This window comes from Brevibacillus centrosporus, assembly GCF_003710815.1.
In the GTDB taxonomy this organism is placed as follows: domain Bacteria; phylum Bacillota; class Bacilli; order Brevibacillales; family Brevibacillaceae; genus Brevibacillus; species Brevibacillus centrosporus.
On record NZ_RHHP01000001.1, the window covers coordinates 217,496 to 243,762 of the forward strand.

The window sequence follows — 26,267 nt, forward strand, 5'->3', positions numbered from 1 at the left end:
AGTCAGTTGATTACGTGAAAACCTGCCTCATACACAAAAATCGCGATACGCCACTCGATTAGCTTGGCGTATCGCGATCTGGCTTATTCTATAGTTGGCAATTCGAGCAAATCCTTTTCCAACAGTCCGTTCAGTGCTGTCAGAATCCCCACCTTGACGTGAGAATATGTCAGCCCGCCCTGGACAAAGCCCAGGTACGGAGGGCGAATCGGACCGTCTGCCGAGAACTCAATGCTCGCTCCCTGAATAAAGGTTCCAGCTGCCATGATCACAGGGTCCGCATATCCCGGCATTTCACTGGGATACGGCGTGACGTGCGAATCTACGGGTGCAGCCTTCTGAATCCCTTGGCAAAAAGCAATCAGTCTTTCTGCGGAGCCAAACTCCACGGACTGGATCAAATCCGTACGCGGCTCATGCCAGAGTGGGTTCGTTTTGAAGCCCAATCTCTCCAGCATAGCGGATGAAAACACGGCGCCTTTCAAAGCCTCACCGACGACGTGCGGGGCCAGGAAAAACCCTTGGAACATTTCAAGTAAAGAATACAGAGATGCCCCACCTTCAGCGCCAATGCCTGGGGCAGCCATTCTGTAAGAGGCGAGCTGCACGAGGTCTTGACGGCCAACGATGTACCCGCCTGTTTTTACCAGACCGCCCCCTGGATTTTTGATCAGCGAGCCCGCCATGATATCTGCACCAACATGGAGCGGCTCTTGTTCCTCCGTGAATTCTCCATAGCAGTTATCCACGAAGACGACCACATCTGGCTTCATTTCTTTGACCAGCCGAATCATTTCTTGAATCTTTGCAATGGTAAACGACGGACGATCTGCGTACCCGCGCGAGCGCTGAATACCGATTACTTTTGTTTTCGGCGTAATGGCATCTGCCACAGCCATAAAATCAATCTCGCCCTCTGCAGTCAACGGGACATAGCTGTAACCGATTCCGTAGTCCTTCAGGGAGCCTTGCCCCTCTCCCCTCACGCCGACGACTTCTTCGAGGGTATCGTAGGGTTTGCCTGTCATGTAAAGCAGGTCATCGCCTGGACGTAAAATCCCGAACAGCGAAATGGCGATCGCGTGCGTGCCCGAGATGATATGAGGTCGAACCAGTGCAGCTTCCCCGCCAAATACATCCGCATAGATGGATTCCAGTGTAGCTCGACCTGAGTCATCGTAGCCATAGCCGGTTGAAGGAGAAAAGTGAAATTCGTTTACTTCATGCTTTTGAAAAGAACGAAGCACCTTGAGTTGATTCGTATCGACAAGGGCTGCGATCTGTCTATGCCTTTCGGAAATGGTTGCTTCTACTTCAGCGACGAGAGGACGCAGCTTCTCGCCATGGGAAAAATATTGGAACATCTGTTATCTTACCAACTTTCTTCGACAGTCTCTGGTTTATCGAGGAGAAAAGGGGCAATCTTGCCGTAGATTGGATTCGATCGATTGACCCGAACCGTAACCTGATACGCCTCTTCCTCTTCATCAAAATGCTGCTGCATCTCGACACCTTCCCGATGGAGCAGCGACAGAATATCCCCACGCGAGACCGGTACTTTCAGTGTCATCTCGTTAAAAGACTCGAGGGCATAGGATTCAATTCGTTTTAACAGCCGTTTCAAATCATCCTGGCGCATCGCGGAGATCAAAATCCACTCATCCGCGGGTGGCAAATACGTGCCTTCTGCCATGGCATCTGCCTTGTTGAAAACAACCAGCTGCGGAATCTCCTCCGCCTTCAGCTCACGCAAGATCCGATCGACCACTTGCATGTGAATTTGCAAATCAGGATGATGGCTATCGACGACATGCAAGATCAAATCGGCTTCCTTTACCCCCTCCAGGGTGGAGCGAAAAGCGGCGACCAAGCTCGTCGGCAAATCCTGAATAAAGCCAACCGTGTCCGTCAGCAAAACCTCCATGCCGCTCGGAAGCTCCAACTGGCGAGTCGTTGGATCGAGCGTTGCAAACAGTTTATCTTCCTGCAGGGTACCTGCGTTGGTCAACTGATTGAGAATCGTGGACTTGCCAGCATTGGTATAGCCCACCAGCGCCACCTGAAAGACGTTGTTTTTCTTGCGGCGTTCCCGATGCAGCTGTCTGGTGCGAACCGTATCTTCCATTTGCTGCTTCAGCTCTGTAATCCTTCTGCGGATGTGACGACGGTCGCTCTCCAGCTTGGATTCACCTGGACCTCTCGTACCAATTCCCCCACCCAGACGGGAGAGCTGCTTGCCTTGCCCTGCTAATCGAGGGAGCAGATAGTTGTATTGGGCAAGCTCGACCTGAATTTTCCCTTCGCGAGATTGCGCCCGTCCGGCGAAAATGTCCAAAATCAGCTGCGTACGATCAATCACCTTGCAGTCAAAAATCCGGTCAAGATTTCGCGTCTGGCTCGGAGAAAGCTCGTCGTTGAAAATAACGACATCGACATCGAGCTCTTCTGCCCGCTGCGCGAGTTCATCGATTTTCCCCGTACCCAAGTACCAGGCCGGATCGATTCTATCCCTGTTTTGCGTGATGACATCCAGCACTTCTACGCCTGCCGTATCAGCCAGCTCCGCCAGCTCTTCCATCGAGAGACGCATCCGTTCCTCATCACGGTTATCGATAAGGCACCCCACCAGGATGGCGGTTTCCTTTGTTTTGATTATTTCGTTCACCGATTCACGCCCTTTCTTCCCCTATCATACCACATTTTCCCCTTGCTCGTGACGAGGTACACCCTTCCTAATCCTCACGAATACAAAAGAACCAACCTGATATCTAATGGTTGGTTCTCTCCTACCTGCCCGCTATGGAAATCTTGCTCTTTATACTCGAGAGATATGCTGCTCACCGTATTGAACTAATCTCTTGGTCATTTCGCCGCCTACAGATCCATTTTGACGTGAAGATGTCTCTCCACCCAGTGAAACTCCAAACCCTTGTGCGATGTCGTTTTTGAGCTGGTCAAGAACCGCTTCCGCTTGCTGATTGATGAGACGGTTAGAACGTGCCATGAAATTCACCTCTTGGTTGTGTTTGGTTCTGAAGTTAGTATGTTCATGAAGTGGAGCCATTATGAACTCTTTTTCCTCATCAATTGGAAAACCTGAAGACTAAAGGGAAAAGTCCTCAGGCTTTAATTTCATCAAGTCTTCGCGGCGAAATTCATTGTTCCGCAGCAATCGAATCGCCTGGACTCGAATCGCTTTTTCAATGCAATTACGAATATAGCGGGCATTGCTGAAATTCATCTGGAAAGGATCGGTTATGATCCCCATGATCGATCTCCTGATTTTTTCCACCGCTCCTCTGGTCAGCTCAAAATCTTTGTTCTTTGCCATCAGATTCGCGATCTCTAACAATTCGTCAACCGTGTAGTCGGCAAAATTGATGTGAATGGGGAAACGAGACGGCAGGCCCGGGTTTAATTCTAAAAAACTATCCATCTCATCGGTGTAGCCCGCAATGATGCAAATAAAATCCTTGTTGGAATCTTCAAGCGCTTTTGTCAAGCAATCCACCGCTTCTTTTCCAAAATCCTTTTCACCGCCACGCGCCAGCGAATAGGCCTCATCGATAAAGAGAATCCCACCCATCGCTTTTTTCACCAAGTCCCGTGTTTTCTGGGCGGTGTGTCCGATAAATTCTCCCACTAAATCTGCACGCTCTACCTCGGTCAGATGCCCCTTGCTCAATATTCCCATTTCACGCAGGATCTTTCCGAAGATGCGTGCCACCGTCGTCTTGCCTGTCCCCGGATTTCCTTTAAACACCATGTGAAACACTTGCTTTTCTGTCTTCAGATTTTGTCTTTCCCGCTCCTTGTTGATTTTAAGCAACGCGTAAATCTCGTATATGGTTTTCTTTGCTTCTTGGAGGCCGATTAATCCTTCCAGCTCATCAAACAGATTCTGCAGCTCGGTAGAAGCCGAAGCACTGATACTCTCCTGCAAAGTGGGCGATGTCGAAGTCGTCTGAGGCATTTCCCTTTTGAATACTACCTGAATGCGATTTGCCGTGCTTGTGGCTGAGCTTGACTCAAAGATCACGTTATTCTCCAATTGCTTCAAATTTATCACCCACCAATCGCTCTAGATTGAGTGTAGTTGTCGGACTATGCCTTCTTTTCAGGGGCAGCCTGATTCGTCCTGGTTGGAGCAGCGCGAAGTTGGGGTAACCATGCTTTCCCCCCTGTTCGCCTGCCTCTTCGTCATACATTAGTATACTCATGATTCAGGTAAACCTGCCCTATTTTTTCCATGCCAGCCTGTTGAACACCCAGGAGACAACGACCAACCCAAGCAGACTGCCTGATAGAAACGGTACGACGCCAGACAAAAGCTGCTTCCCGCTAAGCGGCTCGGCGAAGGTCAGCAAATGTATAGAAGCGGCAGCACCCCCTGCCAGCACAATACTCAGCCAATACCAGGCTTTGGTCGAAAGCGAAACCTCGCTTCCTTCAGGGAAAGCGGTACTTACCTCCTTTACTCGCCATACAGCTAGCGCTATCGCCGTTGCTCCGATGAGGGTACTGCCATGCTGAAGCCATTTATACACCGGAAAAGCAATCTCTCCCACCTCAATCAGAGACAGAAGCAGCGGAAAGGAAGTGACTGCCCAAGCTCCTTGATGCGTGAAGGAATCCCAGAGCAAATGACTTACGATGCCGAGCAGTGCGGAGTACACAAAGATCAGCCCGCTAATCCACAAGGGGTGTTTGCTTTGGTACGCCTCTCTCTTTTGGAGCCGCATCTGGACACCCCTGGGAAGGCACGTAAAAAGCGGTGCTTCTACCACATGACGAAACAACAGGCACAGAGCCATCACTAGCGGCAGATCAAAAACAAAGATGCCGAGCAGTGTGTGGCTGTATGTGCTAAAAGCCTGCATGCGAAAGAAATATTCAAAGTCCGGCGCCATGCTGCCTGCGACTAACGCAGGAAAGTGAAAATATCGGGAGTGACGCAAAGGAAGGACAATCGCTGGATGAGCAAAAGTAAATGGCATGAGAAACCTCACCTTTTTTTCAATTAAGGACGCTCATGCATGAGGATCGGATACGGTTATCAAAAAACACCCGACAAAGGCACAATATCCTCAGTCGAGTGCTGCTTCCTTTAAGCGGTTGGCACCAATAAAGCGATTACTTGCTTGCCGCTTACTTGTATGCCTTTCTCCTGTACCCCACAGTGCTTTAACTCCCGCACAAGCTGCTCGATCAATTGCTTGGCTTCCTGACTCTCTTTTTTCTCCAATCGAACGAGCAGCTGCACCGCGTCTCCCGAAGTCAGAATGCGCTCTGCCTGGCGCTTCTTGGTATCGTAATCATGCTCCTCAATAAATGCGCTCAAGCGAATTTCCTTAAGCTTCGGCCCTTTTTCTGCTTTGCGGCTTTTCGCACTTTCCTTGATTGCCTGTTGCTTGAAATCGGTCCGACCAACCAATTGGCACGGAGGGGGACTGCTCGCCAGGGAAAGGCATACCAGATCTACCTTCTGCTCCTTCGCTAGCTGCAGTGCCTCTTTTGTCGACATGATCCCCAAATCTTCTCCATTTACACCTGTGAGCGCTACTTCAGAAGCTTTAATCTTTTCATTCATAATCAACATTTATTTCACCCGGTCCTTCCTGATGTCCACTATAATGATGATTGTACCATTTGCGGAAGGATGTATGAAGCAAGCTTTCCACTGCTTGCTTACCTCTTGACATGCCAATGAGAATCATTTACATTACGCTTAGTTAGCCAGCTAAGTAACTGGAGGAATCGTCTTGGAATTTGATTACGTAAATGCCTTAACCCATATTACGGGTCATGTTATGAAGCTGCATCGACACAATCTTGACCTACTCATTCAAAAATACGATGTCTATCCAGGACAGCCTCCTTTGCTTATGCGCCTTTACCGTCATGGCGGCATGATGCAAAAGGATTTGGCACGCAGCATGAACGTTCAGCCTGCCACATTGACTGTGATGATTAACCGAATGGAGAAGTCCGGCCTTGTCACTCGCCAAGCAGACCCAAACGATCAACGTGTGTCGCGGGTGTACTTGACGGAAAAAGGCAAAGTAGCGACGAGAGCCGTGAAGGAAGCTTTGCAGCTGCTCGAGACGCGATGTTTTGAGAATTTCACAGACGAGGAAACCGCCCTGTTACGGAATATGCTTACACGTCTGCACACTGATTTGGAGGCCTTCCAGCTTGAGTACAGTGAAAAGCGATCAGGTGATGCACAAGAATGAAGCAAGCCGGCGCAATTTATAACAGAAAGGTTTGAACAATTACTTGAACAATCTCGCTAAAAGCTTGGAAACACCGGAATCTTCTGTCAGTCGATCGCGAAGACTGGGGATTGCGGCCATTCTCGGTTCGCTTTCCGCATTTGGCCCTTTATCGCTGGATATGTACTTGCCTGCACTGCCTATGCTCGAGCCGGATTTACAGACAACAACCTCAATGGCACAGATGAGCTTGACTGCCTGCCTGATCGGTTTGTCGGTCGGCCAGTTGTTTGCAGGACCTCTGAGTGATGTCCAAGGACGTCGCAAGCCCTTATTGTTCGGACTGGTATTATACGCGCTGTCTTCCTTTCTTTGCGCCGTTGCTCCATCGATTTGGACATTCCTCTTGCTGCGCCTCGTTCAAGGAATGGCAGGATCAGCAGGTATCGTGATTGCACGCGCTACCGTCCGCGATATGTATGCTGGGACAGAACTGACCAAATTCTTTGCCCTGCTGATGCTGATCAATGGGATCGCTCCGATCGCAGCTCCGATTGTTGGCGGGCAGCTGCTCCAGGTGACATCCTGGCACGGGGTTTTCGTCGTGCTTGCTTTGATCGGTGTGATCATGTTCTTCACCGTCATGTTTGGATTGCCGGAAACACTCCCTGCGGAAAAGCGCTCCAAAGGCGGTTTGGGCAATACGTTGACGACATTTAAGAACCTTCTGAAGGATCGTACGTTCATGGGCTATGCTCTCTCCCAGGGACTGGTGACTGCAGCGATGTTTGCCTATATTTCCGGTTCTCCGTTTGTCTTCCAGGAGATTTTCGGAGTATCTCCGCAAATGTTCAGCGTGATCTTCGCCGTCAATGGCATTGGGATCATCATTGCGAGCCAAATTACCGGCAAGCTGGCAGGGAAAGTTAAAGAAACGAAGCTATTCGTCACGGGCATTTCCATCGCTGCAATTGCTGGGATCACTTTACTGGCGATGATCCTCCTCGGAGCAGGATTGTTTGCCGTACTTGTACCATTATTCTTCACTGTCTCATGCGTAGGAATCGTCGGTGCGACTGGCTTCTCGCTGGCCATGGCCAATCAGAGCAAAGCGGCAGGCAGCGCATCCGCACTCCAGGGCTTGATTTCGTTTATCGGCGGTGGAATCGTTGCCCCACTCGTAGGATTAGGTGGAAGCAGCACAGCGGTTCCGATGGGCCTTGTGATTGCAGCCACGACAATCGGCGCGACTCTCTGCTACGTGTTCATGATTCGTCGCAAAGCTTGAAGATAGCTCTCCCTATTGCTTTAGAGCGGGCAAGGATGAGAATCCTGTGTCCGCTTTTTTGGCAAGAAAAAAAGCCTGGACTGATCAGATCCAGGCTTTCGGAATTACCGTTCGTTTTTATTGGTTGTTCTCTTGAGACATCAGAGAAACCGGGCGTTGCGGTGTGAAAGTAGAAATTGCATGCTTGTAAACCAGTTGCTGCTTGCCTTCGCTATCAATCACAATTGTGAAATTATCGAACGCTTTAATGTACCCACGTAATTGAAATCCGTTCACCAGGTAAATGGTGACCGCGATGTTTTCTTTCCGCAAATGATTCAAGAACGTATCTTGAATATTGATCGTCTGTTTCATGTACATTACCCCCTAAAAGGACTTGTATGTTATATATTCGGCAATTGTTGAAACTTTCCTGCCAATATCTGCTTGATAGTTTGCACGTTGTTTGGCCTCTGCTCCGGGTCCGTCATATCAAACCACTGAATTTCAGACATGCGCCGGAACCAAGAAAGCTGCCGCTTTGCAAAATGTCGAGTTCGCTGCTTGATGTCATTTACCGCTTTTTCCAATGTAATTTCACCATACAAATACGGAACCAGTTCTTTGTATCCCAATCCTTGCATCGAGACAAGAGAAGCTTCGTATCCGCGATCGAGCAAGCCCCTGACCTCTTCAACCAGCCCTGCCTCGATCATCAGATCCACCCGATGGTTAATTCGTTGATAAAGGACATCCCGATCCATCGTCAGGCCGATGAAGACTAAATCATACGGCGAGTGCTGCGCCCGCAATTGAAAATCGGACATTTTGTACCCGCTGCTCTCGTAGATTTCGAGAGCGCGAATCACTCGCTTGACGTCATTCGGATGAAGTCTCTGTGCAGTGATCGGGTCCACCTGTGCAAGCCTGGCATGAAGCGCTTCCACGCCTTCCGTGTCAGCCAGTCTTTGCAGGCGATCGCGAAACTCTGGATCCTGCGAGGTTTGTGAGAATTGAAAGCGATGGGTTACCGATTCTATGTACAGACCCGTTCCACCCACGATAAATGGCAAATGTCCGCGCTGATTGATCTCGGTGATCAATCGTGTGGCACTTTCCTGAAATTGGGCAACAGAATATTCGTCACGCGGAGAAATAATATCGATCAAATGATGAGGCACACGTGCCAGCTCATGTGGCGACGCTTTTGCTGTGCCGATATCCATTTCGCGGTAGACCTGCATGGAGTCACCGGAAATAATCTCTCCGTCAAACTGTTCGGCCAGCTCCAGACTGAGATCCGTTTTGCCAACGGCTGTCGGGCCAATAATGACAACAAGCTTTTCTCTCTTGTGCAAGGTCACTCCCCTCCACCTATCTCTTTGTAGCTGTACACGACCTGCTGGCCGCGTGAGCGAAATGGGGTAAAGCCAAACCGCTCGTACAATCGCCCTGTTTTGCCTTCTTTTACTACCACTCGTTTTTTGGCTACACGCAGCGCTTCGGAGATCGCCTCCTCACGCAGCATCTCCGCATTCGCGTACTCGCGAATCCCGGCAATTCCCGTGGAGCTGTGGACTGTCATCTCAAACATCGGGTCGAAATAGACGACATCAAACGAGCCATCGGGCAGTCCCTTCAGAACATCCAGATGGTTTCCACATTGAACTTCAATGCGTCGCATCGCTTCTTCCAATGCCCGATCGTCAGACGACCAGTGCTGGAAACCATCTTCTACTAAGATGGCCAGAACCCGCTCTGACTCGATACCCACGACTTGTCCCTCCACACCCGTAGCATGTGCAAATACAATGGCATCAGCTCCCAGACCCAAGGTGGCATCTAGGACACGGTCGCCTGGTTGAATTTGGCAAGCAGCAAGCATAGTATCAGTATCGCCTCGCACTAGCCGCTTTATACGAAAAGCAGAAGTGTTCGGATGAAAAAAGAATGGCTTTTTCCCCGGCACTTCCAGACGCGCACCTAGCGCCGACACGACAAGAACTTCATCGTCTCCAGATCGTCTTCGCAGCTCGTTTAGCGATAAATCTCCACGCTTGGTAATCGTTTGGCCAAACCGCTCAGCCAGTTTTGCTGCATGGTGCAGGGTTTCCAAACAAGGCGCAAGCCCGGTGGTTACAATCATGTGTCGTTTCTACTCCTCAAATGTCTGTCCCAGGTGGACGGAAACTCTTTTATTGTACGCAGGATTAAATTGGAGAGTCAAACAAATTCTTTTCTAAACTGTCGGCTTCTCCGGTTTGAAAAATCCCCAGGATATGGGTCCTGAGGATGATAAAAAAGCTGATTTCCTTGCGATTTTACATAACCCGCTTGAACATTTTTTCCAGGTCATAGCCGGAGAAATGAATCACAATCGGGCGGCCATGCGGACAGGTAAAGGGACTGCTCGTTTCCCGCAGCTGATTCAAGAGGCTTTCCATCTCTGCATGGGTTAAGTAGCGGTTCGCTTTAATAGAAGCCTTGCAAGACATGAGGATCGCTGCTTTTTCGCGCATTTTCACGACATTTGCCTGCATGCTCTCCCCTGTTTCGAGTACGAACTGAATCAACTCCTCGATCACTTCTATCTCTGCGCCCTCGGGGAACCAATGCGGGTGTGCTCTCACGATGTACGTGCGTCCTCCAAAAGACTCCATTTCCAAGCCAAACGATTGCAATAGAGGCAGCCTTTTTTCCAGCTTGTTCGCTTCGGCTGTCGTTACCTCCACCGTGTGGGGAAACAGCATGATCTGACTGGAGATGCCTTCCTCTTCCAGCTTGGCCATAAAGTATTCGTAAAATATCCTCTCCTGCGCCGCGTGCTGATCGATCAAGTACATCCCTTCGTCGTTTTGCGCAACGATGTAAGTCCCGTGGACCTGCCCGACCGGATATAGCAGAGGTACTGCCGATTCCTCGCTGTCCATGCTCTCACTCTTCGTGAGCTCTTCCTTGCGCGGCTGGATGGTTTGATCAGTATCCTCTTGAAGGGAAAGCCCCTGTTCGCTTCCTTCTGTAAACAAAGCAACGGAAGTCAGCTCTCCGTTTTGTCCTTCCCTCTCAGCAAATGAGACGGGAGCTAGGTTTGTTACGGGAGGTGACGAGGGCTGCTCCGATTTTACTTCCCACAGTGTATCTTGTTCCACTCTTTGCTCGTTGTTATCATAGCCTGCCAGCGCTTCCTTTATCGCGGCTGTCTGGCCTGCGACAGGCGGCACTTCTGGCAAACGTTCTCGCTGCTGGCTTTGCTTTGCCATCCATTCCTGCAAACGCGGGCTTGCTTCCAAAGTGGGTGAAAGCGATACGGCTGGCTTTGGAAGCTGTAGATCAAACTGAGGCTGGACAACCTGTGTGACTACCTTAGCTTTTGGAGCCGTTACCATCGGTCTGACGATTCCAAGTCCTTGCCGCAAGGTTCCTCTCACAGACTGCTCGATCGCCAGGCACAGCTCATCTTCCTTACTGAAACGCGCCTCTAGTTTTGCAGGATGCACATTGACATCCACAAGCGTAGGATCCATCTCGATCTGGAGAGTGACGATGGGAAACCTGCCTATCGGTAAAAGCGTATGGTAGCCGCGCATAATCGCATTGTTCAATGCGAAGCTGCGAACGTATCTTCCATTCACTAGTGTAGACAGGTACGAACGATTCGCCCGTGTCACTTCCGTTTTGGAGACAAAGCCGCTCCAGCGAAAATCGAGCGTTTCCCCCGAGACGGGCAACAGCAGCTTGGCGACCTGTACCCCGTAGATCGCGGCCATTACATGCAAAAGCTTGCCATCGCCAGATGTTTGCAGCAAGCTCTTGCCATTATGAGTCAAAGTAAAAGCGATCTGCGGATGGGTCAATGCGAGACGATTGACGTAGTCGGAAATATGCCCGACTTCTGTAGCAATCGACTTCATGTATTTCAAGCGCGCAGGTGTATTGAAAAACAGGCTGCGTACACAAATTTCCGTTCCTTTTACTGATGCCACATCGGTAAGCTCACCGAGATGCCCACCCTCATTGATCACGCGTGTTCCGACCTGACTGCTGGAAAGGCTGCTGGTGAGCTCCATGCGGGATACTGCCGCGATACTGGGCAAAGCCTCCCCGCGAAAACCGAGCGTACGGATCCGAAACAAGTCACGTGCAGATTGGATTTTGCTTGTCGCATGGCGTTCAAATGCGAGACGGCAATCCTCCCGATCCATTCCCTGACCATTATCGACGATGCGGATCAACTCCAGCCCGCCTTCCTCGATATGGACCTCGATGGTTGTCGCCTGCGCATCAATCGCATTCTCAACCAATTCCTTTACGACGGAAGCTGGACGCTCTACTACCTCGCCAGCTGCGATCATGTTCGCCAGATGTTCATCCAGCACTTGAATTTTTCCCATGGGCTCCTCCTTTCCGCCTGTTTCCTATCCTTTTTTCAGCTGTTGCTTCCAAGCAAACAGCTTCAGCATGGCGTCCATCGGGGTTGTCTGATTCAGGTCCAGCTCACGAAGATCTGCCAGGATCGCTTCTTCTTCTGCAGTGAGCAGGGGGGTCGGCTCTTCCTTGACTACCGCAGCTGGCACAGGTGCAGGTGCTGTCCAGAGCATGTCGAGCGACATTTGCATATCCGCTGCCGCTGCACTTGTACTGCCAGCTTCCAATCCCGTGAGAATGCTCCGCGCCCGCTCGATGACCCAAACAGGCATCTCCGCCAGCTCTGCCACATGAATCCCGTAGCTTTTATCGGCTCGACCTTCCTCAATTTTGTGCAGGAACAGAAGCTTGCCATCTCGTTCCTCGCAGCGAGCGTGCACGTTTACGACCCCGCTCATGGTCTCTTCCAGACTCGTCAATTCGTGATAATGCGTGGAAAACAGCGTTTTTGCCCCGATCTTTTGGCAGATGTACTCGATCACTGCTTGCGCCAGCGCCATACCATCGTAGGTAGAAGTGCCTCGACCGATCTCATCGAGCAAAATCAGACTTTGGGACGTCGCCTTTTGCAGAGCATGCTTCGTCTCCAGCATTTCGACCATGAACGTACTGTGTCCGCCTGCCAGATCATCAGCTGCGCCAATGCGGGTAAAGATCTGATCTACGAGTGCCAGCTTGGCTGACTTGGCTGGTACGAAGCAACCGACCTGCGCCATCACGGTAATCAGCGCAATTTGCCGCATGTACGTGCTCTTCCCCGCCATATTGGGACCTGTAATCAAAAGAACCTGCCGCTGCTGCTGATCCATTCGCGCGTCATTGGCAACGTACTTCTCCCGCTCCAGCACGGCTTCAACAACGGGATGTCGTCCTTCGGTAATGACGTACTCACCCGTCTCCGTCAGCTCGGGGCGCACGTAACCACGCTCGTCACTGACAGTGGCAAATGACTGCAGAACATCGACGGAGGCGATTCGTTCAGCCAGCCCTTGCAAGCGCGGAATGTGCTGTGCCACCTCGGATCGAACCGCGGAAAACAATTGATATTCCAGCTCGATCATCTTTTCTTCCGCTTCAAGAATCAATGCCTCTCGTTCTTTCAGCTCAGGTGTGATATACCGCTCCGCATTTGCCAGCGTCTGCTTGCGCTCATAGCGTCCCGCAGGAACATTGGCAATATTGGATTTGGAAACTTCGATGTAGTACCCAAAGACTTTATTAAAGCCCACCTTCAAGGAACGAATTCCGGTAGCTTCGCGCTCCCCCTGTTCCAGCTGTGCAATCCACGTTTTTCCGTCTCGACTTGCCGAATGAAGCTTGTCCAAGTATTCATCGTAGCCGGTTCGGATCATCCCACCTTCACGTACGGAAATGGGGGGATCATCGACCAATGCACTTTGCAGGAATTGAACGATATCTGCACAATTATCCATTCCAGCTGCCAAATCCGCAAGCACCGGTGACTTCGTTTCCTTCAATAGAAGCTTCAGCTCTGGAACAGCTTCGAGTGAATAGCGCAGCTGAATGAGGTCGCGGGCATTGGCGTTTCCATAGGAAATGCGTCCTGCGAGACGCTCCAGATCATATACCCTGTCCAGGCAGCTTCGGACATCGGAGCGAAGCAGCAAATCGCCTTTCAAAGCTTCCACTGCGTCCAGTCGTGCCTGCAGCTCGTTCGCTCGAAGGAGTGGCCTCTCGATCCATCTTCGCAACAGCCGGCCTCCCATCGCCGTCTCCGTACGATCCAGCAGCCAAAGCAACGATCCTTTTTTGGACTTGTCCCGGATGGTTTCGGTCAGCTCCAGATTGCGCCGAGAAAAGCCGTCCATCTGCAAGTACTGTCTGGCATCGTAGCGTTTGATCAGCCGCATGTGAGCAAGACTGCGTTTTTGCGTCGTGCCTATGTAACCTAGCAGGGCGTTGACTGCTGTACGCATCACGGCGTCAAGCTCTTTTGCCTGCTCCTGGTACTGGACATCTACCGCAAAGGCATCGATCTCGTTTCTATCCAGTACAGTATGGGGCAGGGCTGTCTTGGGGATCGTAGCCAGGCCGCAAAAAACCAGTTCTTTTGGACGATACTGCAGCGCTTCGTCGATCACGGACTCGCCATGACCCACAAGCGACGTCACATACATCTCTCCCGTACTCATATCGCACGCAGCGATTCCCGTACGTCCGTCCAGCTCTGCGACAGCGGCCATGTAGTTGTTTTCCTTGTCCGTCAGCCACTTGCCCTCCATCATCGTTCCAGGCGTGACCACACGAGTCACTTCTCGTCTGACCACGCCCTTTGCTTCCTTCGGGTCCTCTACTTGTTCGCAAACCGCAATTTTATAGCCCTTTTTCAACAGCTCGGCAATATAGGTGTCGGCCGCATGATGAGGTACGCCACACATCGGAATACGCTCTGTACCGCCGCCTTCACGACCTGTAAGTGTAATCTCCAGCTCGCGGGAAGCCAAAACAGCATCATCAAAGAACAGTTCATAAAAGTCGCCTAAGCGAAAAAATAAGAAAGTATCCGGATAATCTTTTTTGATCGCCAGATACTGTTGAATCATCGGTGTATATGCAGTCATTGTTTTCTTCTCCTAGCTACCAATCTCGTCTGCTATTATATCATGTTTTCCATCCAATGTTGAACTGTGTCGGGCACCTAGACAAACCCCCAAGACTTGCGCAAGTCTTCCGTTGCCGGCCAGAATTCTGTGGAGAGCAAATACGTAAAATAGCGATCCAGATGGGTTCGGGAAAGCGTGTACCCGGGCAGCGTTTTTAGCTCCTTCCAAATTTTAAGCACGTATTCGATCAGGTAGTTTTTATCCCCGCGATAGTATGCTTTAATGACTGGAAGCTGAAGATGCGGAGCTGCCTTCAGCTCATGCTGGCACGACACGACCAAATGCGCCAGATGCAGCAATCCCCTGGTCACATCCGGGTGCACCAGCCAGCTTGGCAATGTACGATACTCAAAGCCGTATTCTTTCTCCCGAACATCTCCCAGAAATCCGTACCGCTTCCTCCGTTGGCGACATCCACTGTCCTCGATCAGAACCAGCGGAATCGCTAAATAAGCGTCGAGCTTTCGGCGCAGGGAAAAGGTCGGAGTCAGGCCGCCAAAGTGAATATGCCCGCCAATTGGATAGCCTGGAAAAGGCATTCCCCCAGCTAGCCATTCAATATGTCGATTGTTTATTTTTTTGCCAGCCAGCTTTAAGGCGTCGTGCACATGAAAGAACAGCTCATCCGGATCTTCAGATGGAGCAGGCCGCAGCTCTGCCACAGGATGCTGATGCATGGCTAGCTCTTCCCTGTATCTTGTCGTATCACAGCCGACGATTCCATTTACCTTTAGAAAGTCGGAGGCAAGCGCCATACTACCTTCAGGCTTGCGCAAAGCAAACTCGGGGTCCGCCCCCATTGCCGAAAGCTCTTGGGGTTGCGCTGCCATTTTTGAATTCCACCACTTCTCCGCTTTCTCAACGAATAGATCCACGGATTTCAATGGCCAATCCGGGTCAACGCGGACGACTTTCGCACGATGAGCCGATGCGGCCATGATCGTCACTTGACCCGCATCAATTCCTGCAGCATACAGACTTCGCGCAGCAACACTCTTTACGAGATTGATCTCGGGTTCCGCCGAGGGGAGAACGACTGTTTCCAGCTCGGGATCAGCAAGCTTTTGCAATAGCCAGTGCGGACTCTCCGAACTGCGAACCATATCCAGCACATGCTCCTGATACAGGCAGACCTGATAGGTGCGCCAGCCTGGCAGGGAGCTTTTGCCTGTTGTTACGGGAATACCTGCCAGACGCAGCAGCCATCGACCAACTTCCGGACGCTTCAAGAATTCGACGGCTTCCTTGGCATTCGCTGTCATCTGTGGCAGCACTTGTTCTCCCTGATGCTTGCGTGCAGGCATGCCATCACTCCCCCTCGTTCTTCTGCATTATCCTATGTATGCGCCCAGAAAAGAGTGAGTCTCGAAGCTACCTTGCGTTTCTTCCTATAGAAAAAGAAAAAAGAGGAGATAAGGATCTCCTCTTTAGTCAAGCTCATCGAGCAATGTGGCGGAATCAAAGTCATCGAATTCGTCGCTGTTTTCTTCGTAGTCACCAAGTACATGGAAGTCTTTTTCATCGCAGTTATTGCAGACAACAACGCAGACTTTCGTTTCACCAATGATCTCTACCGCAAACTCGCTTTCAACCTTGACTGTGATCGTTCCTCCAGGACTCAACTCTGCTTTTACGCACTTCGGTTGTTCCACGGCTCGAGCGACGATTTCAAGATCGCCTCTGCAGTTTTTGTCGAAGAACGTTAGCGGAACGAGTACGGAGAACTTGACAGTTTCCCGCTTGACTTCGGTTTGCGTGTTATTTGCAAACGAGAACCACAGGTTGACGTCATACGTACCAGATACTTCAACCGCGTCTCCGACTTTCTCTGCCTGGAAGTTCGTGTTTATAATCCAGCATCCGAGGATCGTCGAAGGAGTTTGCGACGGTATGATGGTGTGGGTGGTAGTAGAGAATTTATGGCCTTTACCGCAGACAGCTTTCGCGATGAGTTCCCGGCACTGTAGATCTTTGTCTGTACCCGACATTTCGTTACCTCCTCCATACAACGTTTCTGTACATTTGTATGCAGGGCATTCGGCTAGGGTGCAAACACCCACCTTATTTTAGAGAAAGTCGTTGGAAAGCTCATCGCCGTTCGGATTAGGAGCAGCAGCCGCCATCGTGTTTTTTCTCAGGACCGCCGCCGGTTTCTCCCGTCAGCGGATTGCCGCCGGTATCCAAAATGATTCGCTCCGAGACCGTGTTTGTGATCACGTTGGTTACCATTTGCAGCAAGTCGTTTACATCCACTTGCGATTGCTTGAACTCGGTGACGATCGGAATCGAATCGAGCTCATCCTGCATCGCATTGAACTCTTCTTCCACCTTTTTCACCAGCTCAGGCTTGTTGATGGACTCAAACATCACCATTTGCTTCTGCTTTTGCTTCAAGGAATCGATCAGCTCTTGTACGCGCTCATTGTGCTTGATTTGCAATTCTGCTCGTTTGAAAAAGTCTACTTCATTTGTACGTGAGATCATCGCTGCCAGTTCACGTGCTTTGTCTAAAATTTCTTTTTGTGTATATACGTTGGTTTGTTCCATCTCTTTACACCTCGACTGTAGTAACGATTTCTCCGTGGAGTGTCCACGTTTTCGCATCTGTAATTTTTACATGCACATATTGTCCAATCAAAGAATGATCGCCTTTGAAGTGAACCAGCTTATTGGTGCGTGTGCGACCAGCCAACACCTCAGCGTTGGTTTTCGACTCGCCCTCAACTAGAACCTCCAGCACTTGGTCCTGCAGCTTTTTATTTTGCTCCAGACCGATTTTCGCCAGCACCTCGTTTAGACGGTACAGGCGGGCTTTCTTCACTTCCATCGGTACGTTATCCTCCATGACCGCAGCAGGAGTGCCTTCCCGTGGAGAGTAAATGAAGGTATACGCAAAATCGTAGCGGACCTCTTCTACCATAGAAATGGTCTCTTCGAATTGCTCATCGGTTTCTCCCGGGAAGCCAACGATGATATCCGACGAAAGGGATACATTCGGGATAGCCGCTTTGATTTTGCGCACGAGCTCCAGGTAGTGTTCGCGCGTGTACTTGCGAGCCATCCGTTTCAGAACCTCACTCGAGCCCGATTGCACTGGCAAGTGAATCTGCTCAACCAGATTGCCGCCTTTTGCCAATACCTCGATCAAATGATCGTCGAAATCTCTCGGGTGGCTTGTGGTAAAACGGATACGCGGGATATCAATCTTGCGGATTTCGTCCAGGAGATCGCCGAAACCGTATTGGATATCTTCGAAGTCCTTTCCGTACGCGTTCACATTTTGCCCCAGCAGCATGATTTCCTTAAAGCCTTGTCGTGCCAGATCCCGCACTTCTGCGATGACGTCTTCGGGACGGCGGCTGCGCTCTTTGCCGCGAGTGTACGGTACGATACAGTACGTACAGAACTTATCACAGCCGTACATGATGTTGACCCATGCCTTCGTGTTGCCTTCACGGATTTTTGGCATGTTTTCGACGATATCGCCTTCTTTGGACCATACCTCGATCACCATTTCCTTGCTGAACATGGCATCGCGCATGAGCTCAGGCAGGCGATGGATATTGTGTGTCCCGAAGATCAGGTCGACTTGCTGGTAGCTCTTGAGGATTTTGTTTACGACCTTCTCTTCTTGCGACATACAGCCGCATACGCCGAGAATGAGGTTCGGGTTGTTGTTCTTCAGGCGCTTCATGTGCCCCAGCTCACCGAATACCTTGTCCTCCGCATTTTCCCGGATCGCACAGGTATTGAACAGAATGACATCGGCATTTTCGATTTCCTCGGAAGCCGTGTAGCCCATCTGCTCCAAAATTCCGGAGATCGTCTCGGAATCGTGCTCGTTCATTTGGCAGCCATAGGTGCGCACATGATAGCTCTTGCCTTTCCCGATTTCCCGCATGTCTTCCGCGATCGTAAAGTCGTAGTGTACCTGTATTTCTTCTTTACCCCGCTGCTTCGCATCCTTTAAGGAAGGGGCTTGAAAGAATTTTGCAAAGTCTGCCGTGGTCTTCGGGGACTTAGCGGATTTTAAGTCCCCAGTCGCCTCTTTCGTATCCTTCATCATGTATCACCTCAACTAGAATAATTGTCAGTAGTCACCAATACAGAATTATAGCATTTTGGGCGATACATCGCTAATGCATAATGAGGCGAAATCGGAACAATGGCCCTTTTCAATCGAAAGCCATGTAAAGAGCAGCAAAAAAGAGCACTGGGCAAGTGCTCTTTTAGTGAAACGAGAAGCTGATCACGGTCCCGAAGACGATGTGCACTTCGGAGAACGTATCCTTTGTGACGGTGATGTACCCCGTATTTACTCCCGACAGCTCTCCCGTGATTTCTCCATTCATCGTGAAGACTGTAATGTTTTCTCCGATGTGCTTCGTCAGCAATTGATACAAAGGGGAGCCTGGAAATGGAAGCTGATTGTTGGGGGAAATACTGGCCAAAGCGCTTCACCTCTTCTGTTTAGACTAAGGCTACGATACCTCTTCTATATAGAGTATGTTTGCAAAAGGAACCTAGTTCGGTGCCAGGTACAAGTAATCGTTCCCCACACGAGTAAGTGTTCCTGAAACGATATATCCTCCTACGCGATGTAGCTATAAACCTGCTTGTTTTATCCTATACCAATCAAACAGAGCTCGTCTGTACGTTTGCTAGTGGCGATTTCTCCATTTTACTCCGAAAGACCTTGCAGGACCATTATTCTAGGAAGCTCCTCCTGTTTTCCAGCCACTCTCCAAAGACCTTTTACCCATTTTTCCCAAAAAACTTTTTATCTCTTGCAACATTCCCTACCCACCCCGCGTCAGAATAACAGCCAGACGCAAAAACACAATCCAATTTGAGGAGGTTCAACATGAAAAGAGCACTAGCCCTATTTTTATCGGTGATGATGTTCTTGACTGTCGTTCCCTTTGTGAGTGCAGCTAACTCCTCTTTTTCCGATGTCCCGCGCAGTCACTGGGCATACAAGGAAATTACGGAGATGGCTGAAAAAGGGATTATCGCCGGGTACGACGACCGAACATTCCGTCCAAACAACAAGGTAACTCGTGCAGAGTTTGCAAAAATCATGATTGCCGCCGCGGATGTTGACATTGACAAGCGCTCCATTTCGCAAACCTTTAAGGATGTTCCGAAATCCCACTGGGCGTTCTACTATGTAGAGTACGCCAAGCCTTATCTGACTGGATACAAGTCCGGTTCCACTTACACGTACAAACCAAATGACGTTGCCGTTCGTGAAGATATCGCCGTTGCCCTGGTTCGCCTGCTTGGCTACGACAAAAAATACAAAGCGGATCTGAACCAGCTGAAAAAATTCCGCGATGATGACGATATTTCTCCAGCCCTACGCAACTACATCGCCATCGCCATTCAGACCAATCTGATGCAAGGTTCCAACAATTACTTCCGTCCGCAAGATCCGATTACCCGTGCGGAAGCGGCATCCCTGCTCTACCGTGCTCTGATCGATCGCAATGACGACGATGAAGTCAAGGTGGTTTTCCCTACGCCAGAGGAACCAAAGCCGACACCCATTAGCATCACAGATGATTTCTCTGACACCAGCATGAAAAAATGGGATACCGACAATGCAAAAGGCACATGGGGTGTTATCAACAAACAGCTAACAGCCATTACAACGGATAAAAATCTCGATCACTTCTTCCTCCCTGTCAAATGGGAAGAGTCGAACAAAGTGACCCATTACGAACTTACAGCAGACGTCAACGTCTCCGGTACACAAGGATTGGGCGGCCTGTTCTTTAACGGCAAAGACGGCAAAGCAAACGTCGTCTTCGTGCAAAAAGATCGTGTCGTTCTTGGCAAAGTAAACGATGTGAACAATGAGAACATCGATTGGATCGCTTCTGGCTCCTACAAACTGAAGTCGAGCAACCGATTGAAGGTAGTCGTGAACGGCTCTTCTGTCTCGATTTACATGAACGGACAATTCCTATTCGGACAGCAGCAGGTAAACCAGGAAGGCACGAAGATCGGTCTGTACCTGCAGCGCGCCGCAACGAAGGAGACACCAAGCAAACTGACGTACCTCGACAACTTCTCCTTTAAAGAAGTGAAGTAATTTCATGAGTGCCCCGCCCGACACTAGAGCTCGATGGTGTCGGGCATTTTTTCACCATGAATCATTTCACAGCAGCTCCAGTCACTCCGAAGCTCGTCCGTTCTTTACCGATTTTTTACATAATCTTTATCGAAAGCATCTTTTACCACGATAAAAAAAGGGCGTCAAAACCTAGAAATGTACTCCGTTCAGTTGTATAATGGTAGCTATTCTTGTTCGATGAGGGGTTTCTTATGTCCATTTCTGTCAATCAGCCGTTTCACTGGATGGATTCCGGGACTTATCAGGAAAGTCCACTTGAACCGCTAGTTCGAGATGAAGCGTTGGCTGCGAGTTTGCGCGATCCGAACGCATCTGGTGTCATTCACCTTTGGGTATATGATCAAGCGCTGTATCTGGGGCGTCGAGACGCGAAATTACCGCACCTGGAGAAGGCTTTGCGCCAATTTGGCAAGGAAGGCTTTGGCTGTGTGCTGCGCTCTTCTGGAGGGGCCTGTGTGCCATTGGATGCAGGTGTACTGAATGTTGCCTGTTTATTGCCGGATACGACGATCTCGATTGATTCGTTCTTTTCTTTCGTTGCCCAGCTGCTGCAAGTGGGGCTGCGCGATTTTGGAACCCTTCAATTTGGCGAAGTAGCCGGCTCTTACTGTGCGGGGGAATACGATTTCTCACTCAAAGGAAAAAAAATTGGTGGAATGGCCCAACGTCGGACGCGGTTTGGCTCGATTCTACAGCTTTGCATTAATGTAGATGAAAGACCACGTGGCGAATGGATGGAACGTTTTTATCAAATTGCTGGATTAGACGAAATGGAGAACCACAAGCCCATTCCGCGCATCGATGGGTCGACGGTAGGCAGCATCGCCGGTTTGACTGGGAAGCTCGTATCCGTAGAAGATGTGAAGGCACGCCTGCTTTCCACGATTCGTACGGAGTGGCCTGTAACCCCTACTCCGTTTACTTTGCAAAACGATCTGCATCAGGACGCCCATGAGCATCTCTCGCAGCGTTTGCATTTGTTTTCGTTTACAGCAAAAGAACTGACTGCATCAGATTGGGTGTTGCCAAAATAATGGCTCGATTCAACTGATTTTAGATGCTTTCGGTGAGAATACTGGAGGTCATATGAATACCAATCGAAAGGGGACGTTTCAGGATCTGAATGCCCTTTTTGTTTTCGGGGCATGTACGGTCTTGATCATTCACATCCTGGGATTTTTCGTTGAGAATCAAACCGATTACCCTTGGAATGGTGACATTGAAGCGATATCCTTGATTTTATTGCGCTTTGGACGATCCTTGTTTATCTTTGCAACGGGGATGCTCCTGTTTTACTGGCACCAAAAAAAGCAGATGGACTGGGCAGCCTTTTGGCGAAAGCGCTGGCGTGTCATTGTTCTTCCTTACATCATTTGGACAGCGATTTTTACTGGTTTTCAGCTGCAGACGATAAATCCCGTTGAATTGGCGGGTCCGTTCTTTCACAGCTTGTTTACAGGCAGCTCCTTTTACCACCTGTACTATATTCCGTTGTATTTGCAGCTAAACCTGCTGTTTTTCTTGACGAAGCCATGGATAGAACGCTATTTATCCTTGAAAATGCTCGGCGTGCTGTTCCTAGGACAAATCGGTCTTTACATGCTGTATCAGGCCCTCTTTGTCGATTCCTTGTGGGCGATTGACTGGTCCGCCAACGCATTTCTCGGACTGATCCAGCACAGCTATGTTGCCGGGCAAAACTACTTCTACATGTACATTTTCACGTTTGCACTCGGCGCTTATGCGGGTCTGCATGTGGAGGAATGGCGTGCCTGGACTACCCGCCTACGCTTGGTTGCCTACGTCGTAACCATTGTATCGGGTGCAGTGATCATGACGAAGTATCTAAATGGCTCCAAGAGCTATGCAGAGAGTCTCAACATCTTTGATCCTCTGTACTTGATCTACACACTGAGCTTCTTGGTTGCCTTTTACTCGCTTTCCCGCTATCTTGGGTCTTTGCCTACTCTTGGAGCGTGGCTATCCCGCTTAGCAAAGCAAAATATGGCCATCTACATTGTCCATCCCTTGATCCTGTTCTTGCTGGAGAGCTACGTGATTTTCCGTCTGGATTGGTCGACTCCGATCCTGATGCTGGCGATGTTCGTCATTACACCGCCCTTGTGCATCTTCTTGTACGAGCACACATTGATCTCTCACTGGACACGCGGAGGTAGACCGAAACCAAAATCCAAGGCCGTCTACCGTGTGGAAGCTCACAAGGCGTAGAACTAGCCCCCTTTCCTTCAAACTCCTAATGTAAAAAGGCAAGTGATCTTGCATACTACTAATAGGGACAATTGTTCCACACCTCGATTCATTACCCGGCAAAACTGCCGGGCTTTTTCTTTTTTCAGCCCTACCACTGGCAAGCTGCTTACGGTATCATAGAAGAGAACCACTGGCAGCGTTACTGCCATAGACAAAAGAAGAGGTGGTGGATCCAGATGAACCAGGATATCCCATTGTTACATACACCCATTAAAGATCTCATCATTGCTTCCACAAAAGTCGCTCACGTACAATTGGGCAACTCTCTTGAGCATGCCTTGCTCGTGCTCATCAAGTCAGGCTATTCCGCTATTCCCGTATTGGATCTCCAGTATCGTTTGCACGGTTTAATCAGCACAAACATGATCATGAATAAAGCATTAGGTTTAGAACGATTTGAAACGGAAAAAATGTCCGAACATACGGTAGATGAAGTCATGGAAACCAAGATCGCCCGGTTGAAGTACACGGATGATTTTCTAAAGGCTTTGGAGGTCTCCATCAATCACCCGTTTATCTGCATTGAAGATGATGAGCACTATTTCCAAGGTATCCTTACACGGAAATCGATCTTGGCACTCGCTTATCGCCATTTCCGCAACCTGCCCTTCACGACACTGGCCGACCATCAGCCGACCTCTCCTGCAGAATAACAGCAAAAAGAACGGATGCATTTGCTCCCGTTCTTTTTTAGTTCCTGTTTTATCAAGCAAGCTGCTGCTTCCCTTTCTTCCCTTCATGGATCAAGGTGTGCGCGTATTCCATGGGGTGCCGGTATGTCCTCTTGAACATGGCCTTCTCCCCCGCTTTGTAAAAGGAGTAACGCTGATCTCTGACGTTTACCTCGATCAGAAACGGATTCCCTTTGTCATCAATCCCCATATCCATGCCTAAGTCCGCCAGAGAGGGAAAATGCTGGCCGTACTGTTTGGCAATCTCGATAGCGGCCTCCGTGATGCGCTCCATCGTCTCTAGCTGTTCATCTGCGGTAAATGTCGCTGCGATCGCGGTGGTTAATGGAACGGCCCTGCCTCCACGAGACAGGTTGCTCAGCTTGTTTTTCTGGTTGGCAACCTTTGCGACCATTCCGCTAACTGTCCATTCCCGTTCTCCATTTTTCTGGACCGATACTCGAATGTCAAAGGTCTTTCCTTCATATCTCGCCAAATGAATGCCTTGCTGAATGAGAAATCGCCTTCCTGCCACCCATTTGCGGACAGTGCGCAATAGCTTTGGCAACGCCATCGTGCTTCTTTTCTTCGAGGCAATAAAATGATACTCGTTTCCGTGCTTTTCAATGCGCGCCACACCGATCCCTACTGAACCGATGGACGGCTTTACATAAACGATTCGGTATTTCTCCAGAAACACACGGAGCTGCTCCGCCGAGTAAGGTACGGTGTGGGGTAAATATTTGCGGATGCTCGGATTTTTCCACAGCATCTGATGAACCTTGCGTTTATCCCGCACAACCAGGCCATTAAAAACGGTCTTCTTTCGACTTAACCGCTGAATCACTGCCCGTGCGCGGCCATCGCCAGTTAGGACTCGATTGTGAATGACACGTGGGATCTGAACCAGACGGGGGACTAGCCGATTCCCATTCCAAAAATACCCATGTACTTTTTCATCTCCAGCCAGCACATGAAACGGATGAAAGAAGACTGGTTCCATGTCCAGTTCTTTTCCGATTTCGACATAATAAGGCAAACGCTCGTATGACTTGTCTCCTTTGATTCCTTTCTGCATGATGCCCCAATCCAACATAATGCCGATTCTCTTCACATAGATCCCCCTTGCTGCGTTCCTCAACATAAGGTATGTGCCTTGAACCCTTGGGGCGTGCCTATTTTTCACGCGACTAGCCTTCGTTGGCATCGCTGATTCTGACAGAATTCTTGGTTCCCTTGATTTCTCTGTCGCAATCTGCGCTTGCCCGGGAAAAGAGCCTAACTTTTCCTATTCTCCCCTACGCTCAACCGCGAGCAAGAAAGGCGCCTGATTCTGTTGGTTTATGTACTGGTATTTCAACACCAAATAGTCCATCTGACTCAGCGTTTGACAAAAGGATTCAACTGCGTCCTTTTCCACCTGTCCTGCGGAGTGTCCCCAATAGATCATGACTGTCATGATGCCACCGGGACGCAGCAGCTTCAGACCAGATTCGATGGCCCGAATCGTACTTGCCGCTTGCGTCGTGATTTCCTTATCCCCACCTGGCAGATATCCCAGATTGAACATGATGGCTCCTACTTGCTCTTGCAAAGACTGAATCTCTTCGTGACTGACAAGCCGCATTTCTACGCGATCAGCTACTCCCTCGCGAACCAGGCGCTCTTTCGTTTTTTCCATCGCCAACGGCTGAATATCAAAAGCGATGACTCTGCCGCTCTCTTGAACGAGCTGGGCGAGAAACAACGTGTCATTGCCGTTTCCCATCGTTGCATCAATGACCGTTTCTCCTGCGCGAACCCTCTCTTTTATCAATGCTCGCGCTACCTCCAATACATTTGGAAACATGTTGGCATTCTCCTTACTATGTGGTTTCCGCTTAAACTACAAATGAATCTGCAACCCGATCTCTGCAACTTGGCAGTTCCCTGCTGTATAGCCTGCCGCTTGACGGCGGACCTCCGCAGGATCATACCCATGGTAGAGATGGGTGAGCAAGAGTGAACCGCAGCGGTGACTTTCTGCTACCTCCGCTGCCTGCCGTACGGATAAATGTCCGTTCGGTTTTTGTGGCAAATTGTGGTCCAAATAGGTACCTTCCCCTATAAACAAATTCGCTTCTTCGAGAAACGCTCCCCACGGCGTGCCAGGACCACTGTCTGCCCCATAGACAAGAACCTTTCCTCCACACTCCAGACGCATAGCGTAGCACGGGTCACCATCGCCATGATCGGTTCTCAAAAATCGCACGTGAAGATCTCCCAGCGTCACAGATGCTTGCTCGTCAATTGGCTGAAATGCTGTGGCTGCCCGGTATGTCAGCGACTGTACATTTTGGACAGGCGTATTCGGTGCGTAGATAGGCAAAGGCTTTTGAGGGTCCCTTTCTCCAAACAGCTGATGAACCATCAATCCATATTGAAGCACACCCAAATCGGCAACATGATCGTGATGATAATGAGAGAGGAACAACGCATCCAGCTCATAGATCGGGTAATGCCTCCCGAGATTGGCCAGCACACCGCTTCCGCAGTCAAGCAGAATTCGCAGCTGGTCGGTTTCAACGAGGTACCCAGGGGTAGCCCCTCCAGGTCCGGGATAAGGAGATTGATAACCCAAGACAGTAACGCGCATATTCGGATCACTCCTATTCA

The 26,267-nt window shown here is 49.9% G+C and carries 25 protein-coding genes; 6 read left to right on the top strand and 19 right to left on the bottom strand.

What is annotated here, in order from left to right; all coding sequences use genetic code 11:
• Positions 1–83: 83 nt before the first annotated feature.
• The 6 genes from EDM55_RS01120 to infC form a co-directional block, all read right to left on the bottom strand.
• Positions 84–1,364, bottom strand: a complete 1,281-nt coding sequence (locus EDM55_RS01120) for a methionine gamma-lyase family protein (RefSeq protein ID WP_122959431.1) — start codon at positions 1,362–1,364, stop codon at positions 84–86.
• Positions 1,365–1,372: 8 nt separating this feature from the next.
• Entirely contained in the window at positions 1,373–2,665 is a 1,293-nt protein-coding gene (gene hflX, locus EDM55_RS01125) for a GTPase HflX (protein WP_092266764.1), read from the bottom strand.
• 150 nt (positions 2,666–2,815) lie between these two features.
• The gene (locus EDM55_RS01130; RefSeq protein WP_092266763.1) at positions 2,816–3,004 is read right to left on the bottom strand and encodes an alpha/beta-type small acid-soluble spore protein; all 189 of its coding nucleotides are present in this window, start codon (positions 3,002–3,004) and stop codon (positions 2,816–2,818) included.
• Positions 3,005–3,103: 99 nt separating this feature from the next.
• A complete protein-coding gene (locus tag EDM55_RS01135) occupies positions 3,104–4,060 on the bottom strand; it encodes an AAA family ATPase (RefSeq protein ID WP_246070792.1) in 957 nt (318 codons plus the stop codon).
• A 178-nt stretch (positions 4,061–4,238) separates the two neighbouring features.
• Positions 4,239–4,997, bottom strand: a complete 759-nt coding sequence (locus EDM55_RS01140; protein ID WP_122959432.1) for a DUF4184 family protein — start codon at positions 4,995–4,997, stop codon at positions 4,239–4,241.
• 110 nt (positions 4,998–5,107) lie between these two features.
• On the bottom strand, positions 5,108–5,596 hold the full coding sequence (infC, locus tag EDM55_RS01145; RefSeq protein ID WP_122959580.1) for a translation initiation factor IF-3: 489 nt from the start codon (positions 5,594–5,596) through the stop codon (positions 5,108–5,110).
• Positions 5,597–5,762: 166 nt separating this feature from the next.
• Between infC and EDM55_RS01150 the strand changes: the two genes are divergently transcribed.
• On the top strand, positions 5,763–6,236 hold the full coding sequence (locus EDM55_RS01150; protein WP_122959433.1) for a MarR family winged helix-turn-helix transcriptional regulator: 474 nt from the start codon (positions 5,763–5,765) through the stop codon (positions 6,234–6,236).
• Positions 6,237–6,279: 43 nt separating this feature from the next.
• Positions 6,280–7,503: a multidrug effflux MFS transporter gene (locus EDM55_RS01155; protein WP_122959581.1), complete on the top strand. Its 1,224-nt coding sequence runs from the start codon at positions 6,280–6,282 to the stop codon at positions 7,501–7,503.
• A 117-nt stretch (positions 7,504–7,620) separates the two neighbouring features.
• On the opposite strand, the gene hfq is transcribed toward EDM55_RS01155, so the two are convergent.
• The 10 genes from hfq to EDM55_RS01205 all read right to left on the bottom strand — a co-directional run bounded on the left by hfq (position 7,621) and on the right by EDM55_RS01205 (position 18,982).
• Positions 7,621–7,857, bottom strand: coding sequence for an RNA chaperone Hfq (gene hfq / locus EDM55_RS01160; protein WP_092266759.1), 237 nt, complete (start codon positions 7,855–7,857; stop codon positions 7,621–7,623).
• 29 nt (positions 7,858–7,886) lie between these two features.
• Positions 7,887–8,846: a tRNA (adenosine(37)-N6)-dimethylallyltransferase MiaA gene (miaA, locus tag EDM55_RS01165; RefSeq protein WP_092266758.1), complete on the bottom strand. Its 960-nt coding sequence runs from the start codon at positions 8,844–8,846 to the stop codon at positions 7,887–7,889.
• Entirely contained in the window at positions 8,843–9,628 is a 786-nt protein-coding gene (locus EDM55_RS01170) for a class I SAM-dependent methyltransferase (RefSeq protein WP_092266757.1), read from the bottom strand. Before EDM55_RS01170 ends, miaA begins: the two co-directional genes overlap by 4 nt.
• A 175-nt stretch (positions 9,629–9,803) precedes the next feature.
• The gene (gene mutL / locus EDM55_RS01175; RefSeq protein ID WP_122959434.1) at positions 9,804–11,873 is read right to left on the bottom strand and encodes a DNA mismatch repair endonuclease MutL; all 2,070 of its coding nucleotides are present in this window, start codon (positions 11,871–11,873) and stop codon (positions 9,804–9,806) included.
• A 24-nt stretch (positions 11,874–11,897) separates the two neighbouring features.
• A complete protein-coding gene (gene mutS, locus EDM55_RS01180) occupies positions 11,898–14,489 on the bottom strand; it encodes a DNA mismatch repair protein MutS (RefSeq protein ID WP_092266755.1) in 2,592 nt (863 codons plus the stop codon).
• A gap of 77 nt (positions 14,490–14,566) precedes the next feature.
• A complete protein-coding gene (locus tag EDM55_RS01185; RefSeq protein ID WP_246070791.1) occupies positions 14,567–15,835 on the bottom strand; it encodes a putative amidoligase domain-containing protein in 1,269 nt (422 codons plus the stop codon).
• Positions 15,836–15,958: 123 nt separating this feature from the next.
• The gene (gene cotE, locus EDM55_RS01190; protein ID WP_092266754.1) at positions 15,959–16,519 is read right to left on the bottom strand and encodes an outer spore coat protein CotE; all 561 of its coding nucleotides are present in this window, start codon (positions 16,517–16,519) and stop codon (positions 15,959–15,961) included.
• Positions 16,520–16,634: 115 nt separating this feature from the next.
• Positions 16,635–17,078 carry a YlbF/YmcA family competence regulator gene (locus EDM55_RS01195; protein WP_122922336.1) on the bottom strand — a complete coding sequence of 148 codons (444 nt, stop codon included), beginning with the start codon at positions 17,076–17,078 and terminating at the stop codon, positions 16,635–16,637.
• A gap of 4 nt (positions 17,079–17,082) precedes the next feature.
• On the bottom strand, positions 17,083–18,594 hold the full coding sequence (gene miaB / locus EDM55_RS01200) for a tRNA (N6-isopentenyl adenosine(37)-C2)-methylthiotransferase MiaB (protein ID WP_092266752.1): 1,512 nt from the start codon (positions 18,592–18,594) through the stop codon (positions 17,083–17,085).
• Positions 18,595–18,760: 166 nt separating this feature from the next.
• Complete coding sequence (locus EDM55_RS01205; RefSeq protein WP_092266751.1) at positions 18,761–18,982, bottom strand: DUF2642 domain-containing protein; 222 nt, start codon at positions 18,980–18,982, stop codon at positions 18,761–18,763.
• A 413-nt stretch (positions 18,983–19,395) separates the two neighbouring features.
• Here EDM55_RS01205 and EDM55_RS01210 point away from each other — a divergent pair, with 413 nt between their 5' ends.
• From EDM55_RS01210 to cbpB, 4 genes are all read left to right on the top strand, one after another.
• The gene (locus EDM55_RS01210) at positions 19,396–20,628 is read left to right on the top strand and encodes an S-layer homology domain-containing protein (protein ID WP_122959435.1); all 1,233 of its coding nucleotides are present in this window, start codon (positions 19,396–19,398) and stop codon (positions 20,626–20,628) included.
• Positions 20,629–20,861: 233 nt separating this feature from the next.
• A complete protein-coding gene (locus EDM55_RS01215) occupies positions 20,862–21,704 on the top strand; it encodes a lipoate--protein ligase family protein (protein ID WP_122959436.1) in 843 nt (280 codons plus the stop codon).
• Between the two features lie 52 nt (positions 21,705–21,756).
• Entirely contained in the window at positions 21,757–22,899 is a 1,143-nt protein-coding gene (locus tag EDM55_RS01220) for an acyltransferase (RefSeq protein WP_122959437.1), read from the top strand.
• Between the two features lie 218 nt (positions 22,900–23,117).
• A complete protein-coding gene (gene cbpB / locus EDM55_RS01225; protein ID WP_122959438.1) occupies positions 23,118–23,594 on the top strand; it encodes a cyclic-di-AMP-binding protein CbpB in 477 nt (158 codons plus the stop codon).
• A gap of 52 nt (positions 23,595–23,646) precedes the next feature.
• Here the strand turns inward: cbpB and EDM55_RS01230 are convergent, their stop codons facing one another.
• The 3 genes from EDM55_RS01230 to EDM55_RS01240 form a co-directional block, all read right to left on the bottom strand.
• Complete coding sequence (locus EDM55_RS01230; RefSeq protein WP_092266746.1) at positions 23,647–24,726, bottom strand: YheC/YheD family endospore coat-associated protein; 1,080 nt, start codon at positions 24,724–24,726, stop codon at positions 23,647–23,649.
• 174 nt (positions 24,727–24,900) lie between these two features.
• Complete coding sequence (gene mnmM / locus EDM55_RS01235; protein ID WP_092266745.1) at positions 24,901–25,461, bottom strand: tRNA 5-(aminomethyl)-2-thiouridylate-methyltransferase MnmM; 561 nt, start codon at positions 25,459–25,461, stop codon at positions 24,901–24,903.
• Between the two features lie 36 nt (positions 25,462–25,497).
• Entirely contained in the window at positions 25,498–26,247 is a 750-nt protein-coding gene (locus EDM55_RS01240) for an MBL fold metallo-hydrolase (protein ID WP_092266744.1), read from the bottom strand.
• Positions 26,248–26,267: the final 20 nt, after the last annotated feature.

Excerpts from the sequence above, each read along its gene's own strand:
- hfq (WP_092266759.1), bottom strand. The coding sequence starts at position 7,857 with ATGAAACAGACGATCAATATTCAAGATACGTTCTTGAATCATTTGCGG.
- mutL (WP_122959434.1), bottom strand. The coding sequence starts at position 11,873 with ATGGGAAAAATTCAAGTGCTGGATGAACATCTGGCGAACATGATCGCA.
- EDM55_RS01215 (WP_122959436.1), top strand. The coding sequence starts at position 20,862 with ATGTCCATTTCTGTCAATCAGCCGTTTCACTGGATGGATTCCGGGACT.
- EDM55_RS01185 (WP_246070791.1), bottom strand. The coding sequence starts at position 15,835 with ATGCCTGCACGCAAGCATCAGGGAGAACAAGTGCTGCCACAGATGACA.
- EDM55_RS01140 (WP_122959432.1), bottom strand. The coding sequence starts at position 4,997 with ATGCCATTTACTTTTGCTCATCCAGCGATTGTCCTTCCTTTGCGTCAC.
- mutS (WP_092266755.1), bottom strand. The coding sequence starts at position 14,489 with ATGACTGCATATACACCGATGATTCAACAGTATCTGGCGATCAAAAAA.
- EDM55_RS01220 (WP_122959437.1), top strand. The coding sequence starts at position 21,757 with ATGAATACCAATCGAAAGGGGACGTTTCAGGATCTGAATGCCCTTTTT.
- EDM55_RS01240 (WP_092266744.1), bottom strand. The coding sequence starts at position 26,247 with ATGCGCGTTACTGTCTTGGGTTATCAATCTCCTTATCCCGGACCTGGA.
- cbpB (WP_122959438.1), top strand. The coding sequence starts at position 23,118 with ATGAACCAGGATATCCCATTGTTACATACACCCATTAAAGATCTCATC.
- cotE (WP_092266754.1), bottom strand. The coding sequence starts at position 16,519 with ATGTCGGGTACAGACAAAGATCTACAGTGCCGGGAACTCATCGCGAAA.
- EDM55_RS01130 (WP_092266763.1), bottom strand. The coding sequence starts at position 3,004 with ATGGCACGTTCTAACCGTCTCATCAATCAGCAAGCGGAAGCGGTTCTT.
- miaB (WP_092266752.1), bottom strand. The coding sequence starts at position 18,594 with ATGAAGGATACGAAAGAGGCGACTGGGGACTTAAAATCCGCTAAGTCC.
- EDM55_RS01170 (WP_092266757.1), bottom strand. The coding sequence starts at position 9,628 with ATGATTGTAACCACCGGGCTTGCGCCTTGTTTGGAAACCCTGCACCAT.
- EDM55_RS01120 (WP_122959431.1), bottom strand. The coding sequence starts at position 1,364 with ATGTTCCAATATTTTTCCCATGGCGAGAAGCTGCGTCCTCTCGTCGCT.
- EDM55_RS01210 (WP_122959435.1), top strand. The coding sequence starts at position 19,396 with ATGAAAAGAGCACTAGCCCTATTTTTATCGGTGATGATGTTCTTGACT.
- EDM55_RS01195 (WP_122922336.1), bottom strand. The coding sequence starts at position 17,078 with ATGGAACAAACCAACGTATATACACAAAAAGAAATTTTAGACAAAGCA.
- mnmM (WP_092266745.1), bottom strand. The coding sequence starts at position 25,461 with ATGTTTCCAAATGTATTGGAGGTAGCGCGAGCATTGATAAAAGAGAGG.